At 44.3% G+C, this 3,231-nt stretch carries 4 protein-coding genes; 1 reads left to right on the top strand and 3 read right to left on the bottom strand.

Going from position 1 to position 3,231, the window contains the following annotated elements; genetic code table 11:
* Positions 1–97 precede the first annotated feature (97 nt).
* Together CXF78_RS17975 and CXF78_RS17970 are read right to left on the bottom strand one after the other, a co-directional pair.
* A complete protein-coding gene (locus tag CXF78_RS17975) occupies positions 98–448 on the bottom strand; it encodes a hypothetical protein (RefSeq protein WP_208062846.1) in 351 nt (116 codons plus the stop codon).
* Between the two features lie 80 nt (positions 449–528).
* On the bottom strand, positions 529–903 hold the full coding sequence (locus CXF78_RS17970) for a hypothetical protein (protein WP_102037532.1): 375 nt from the start codon (positions 901–903) through the stop codon (positions 529–531).
* 636 nt (positions 904–1,539) lie between these two features.
* Here CXF78_RS17970 and ltrA point away from each other — a divergent pair.
* A complete protein-coding gene (gene ltrA / locus CXF78_RS17965) occupies positions 1,540–2,886 on the top strand; it encodes a group II intron reverse transcriptase/maturase (protein ID WP_102037531.1) in 1,347 nt (448 codons plus the stop codon).
* An 85-nt stretch (positions 2,887–2,971) separates the two neighbouring features.
* Here ltrA and CXF78_RS21680 read toward each other — a convergent pair.
* On the bottom strand, positions 2,972–3,231 hold a 260-nt coding region (locus CXF78_RS21680; protein WP_219622093.1), incomplete at its 5' end, for a hypothetical protein.

Below are 3,231 nucleotides of genomic sequence, written 5' to 3'. Positions count from 1 at the left end.
CGCCCTGCTAAGGGGCTGATAATAGTTGGCTATAATGTGCGAGGAACGAAGCGCAGCCAACTGATAGCAGTCCGTTTTGAGCAGCTTGTTATCTGTATTATGTACACCACTCTCCGAGTACATCTGGTGAAGAGAAACCATGCATCATAATTTTATTTGGAGTATCACCAAACCCCAAAGCAAACTCATTTTCGTTTTCTAATGTTAGCAACCAGCTATTTTCATGTTTTGCGATTGCCCAAACCTTAGAGCTTTGATATTTCTCAATATCACCGTTCTTTACGCATGTAGATACAACAGTTGCTACGATAGGCGTTATAACATTTGCCAATAACTCTTTAGACAACCTTTCAACGAAGTCTTCATAAGTTTCACCTTTAGGAGTAATGACTTGAGAATCCCCTGCTAATGCGGCTCTAATTTTCGATAATGCTTCAGACTTATTCATACACATAACGCCCGCATTTGCGGCGACTGAAGTGAAGCGTAAGGAGTCCGGCCGCGATAGCGGCGAGCAACATGCGCTTGTTAGCGCTTTGTTGAATAGTATTGATAGATACCTCCGCCTAATAACGAAAAAACGGCTAAAGCTGCTGGAACTTTCATTGCTGCTAGGCCCCAAGTGGAAAAATCTATACCAGGGCCTAGAAAAATCAAATACACAGTAAGAAGGATATATGTGGTGATGGCGAAAAACCCGGCAAACCACCATTTTTTTACGTTAGAAATTTTAACGCAGATGTAGCCCGCTATCACGATTAAAAGCAGCTGTACGATATTTGCCAAATAGCTATCAATGGCTGATTTTTCCTCACTCCAATAGTGCAGCAAAATAAGGACATGAGCCAATGCGAGCACGCCAAAGAATAGAGTGGATATAAATACTGCAATTATGTTTTTCATATAGTATTGAGCACTAACGCCCCACTAAGAGGCAAAAAATAGTTGGTTAAAATAAGCGACGAAGGAGCAAAAACCAACTGTTTTTTGTCCTTTTGAGTGCCTTGTGTACGCCCAGCATGGGCATGAACTAATGAGGTGAAAGTCCTCTGTAGGAAGGTCACCGTTACTCTTATTAATTAGAGAATAACATACTGTTATTAAACGTTAACTACTAGCGAATGGCAAGGGCTTAATCGCAAGGTTTGGTCTGGAGGAAGCCGCTAGCAAATTTGCGAGCTGATGAACAAGAACATCATATGAGGCGTAGGCTAGAGGTGAGTTGGCACAAGACGACGAAACCACGTGATCTAATGGTCACCGTAAATGATGCAGCAGTGCAAAGAAAGTTCATGTTCTTATCTGGGGAGATCTGTTTAACACGCGATCGGTCATTAACCAGTAAGGCTCTGGTCTATAAGTGCCTTGGCTTTTCAGCATCATCGACTGAAAAGAGCGAACCAGATGGAAACCGATAGCGCATGACGGGGTAACTTGGCATGTGATCAAGCAGAAGTCAGCAGACGGCATAGTAACCCAACGCCCAGCGTAATGGTTGGGACATGGTGAAGGCCTGAACATTTAGAAGAAGGAGGAGTCTTGTCAAACTTGTCGATACCCACTACGTCGCCAGACGATTACTATCAGCAGCGTATTGATATGCAACCGGCCTTCAACAGCGATTTATTCCAACAACTGCTCGAACCTGAAAATCTACACCGAGCTTGGCGTCAAGTTAAAGCCAATAAAGGCGCAGCGGGCATCGATGGCATGACCATCGAAGCCTTCCCGCTCTGGATGCAACAAGGCGGCTGGCAACTGTGTAAATCTCAATTAGAGCGAGGTGAATACCAACCCTCAGCGGTCAGGCGCGTAGAGATCGACAAACCCGATGGCGGTAAACGCAAATTGGGGATCCCTAACGTCATTGACCGTGTGATACAGCAAGCCATTGCTCAAATACTCACGCCACTGTTTGACCCATTCTTCTCGACCAACAGCTTTGGCTTTAGGCCGAACAGAAATGCCAAACAAGCGGTACTGCAAGTAAGGGATATCATCAAACAAAAACGCAAATTTGCCGTCGATGTTGATCTGTCTAAGTTCTTTGACCGAGTTAATCATGATCTCTTGATGACTCAACTTAGAAGCAAGGTGCAGGATAAGCGTCTGTTGGCGCTTATTGGTAAATACCTTCGAGCTGGTGTGATGGTCAATGGCCAATTTGAAGCAAGCTTTGAAGGCGTGCCTCAAGGCGGCCCACTCTCGCCATTACTCTCTAACATTATGCTGGATAGTCTGGATAAAGAGCTGGAAAGCCGAGGGCATAAATTCGCCCGCTACGCGGACGACTTCATCATTTTGGTAAAGTCTATTCGAGCAGGAGAGCGGGTACTCAAGAGCATTACTCAATATCTGGCCACTAAGCTAAAACTAGCCGTTAATGAACAGAAAAGCCAAGTGGTTAAGGTAGGTCAAAGCAAGTTTCTTGGGTTTACATTTAACCGAGGAAAGATCCAGTGGCATGCTAAAACATTACACATTTTCAAACAAAAGATGAGACGACTGACGAACCGAAATTGGGGAGTTAGTATGGGATATCAATTGTTTAAAGTGCGGCAGTACATGCAAGGCTGGATCAACTACTTTGGCATAGCCAATGCTTACCAAGGATGTGTCGATTTAGACCATTGGATCCGTCGTCGCATACGTATGTGCTACTGGCGTCAGTGGCGAAAACCACGGACTAAGGTACAAAACTTACTAAAACGTGGCGTCAGGATCCAAGCTGCTGTTGCTTGTGGTATCACAAGTAAAGGCCCTTGGCGTAGCTCGAAGACACCAGGAATACAGCAAGCACTGAGTAATGAGTATCTGAAGAAAGCAGGATTATATTCACTAAGAGATGGATGGATCGCAGTTCATTATCCTAACCAGAAAGTTTAGTTAGGGGTTCTAAATGAACCGCCCTGTGCGGAGCCGCATGCAGGGTGGTGTGGGGGCTGGGGGCTAGATACCTCCGGCTACCCGATTAGTTTTGCCCTCGCTGACTTCTGCTTTGACGAACTTTTTTATTGCGCCAAAAGTTAAGCGTATTAAGGCTAAAGCTCCCACAACCGAATTCCTTGGCTGAAACAATAATGTTGTTATTCTCTTGTTCTTTGGTTTTCATTTGAAGACAGCAATGAAATTGATCTGTATTGGCTGAAATAAGTGTAAAAATAAATGAGTAAGTCTTGTTGTGTGAGAATACTGAAGCGTCAGTTTTACAAATAACTTCTTCAATTTCTC

The organism is Shewanella sp. 11B5 (assembly GCF_002836795.1).
GTDB lineage: Bacteria > Pseudomonadota > Gammaproteobacteria > Enterobacterales > Shewanellaceae > Shewanella > Shewanella frigidimarina.
The sequence above is the reverse complement of the archived record's forward strand: the minus strand, read 5'-3'. Positions and strand labels throughout refer to the sequence as shown.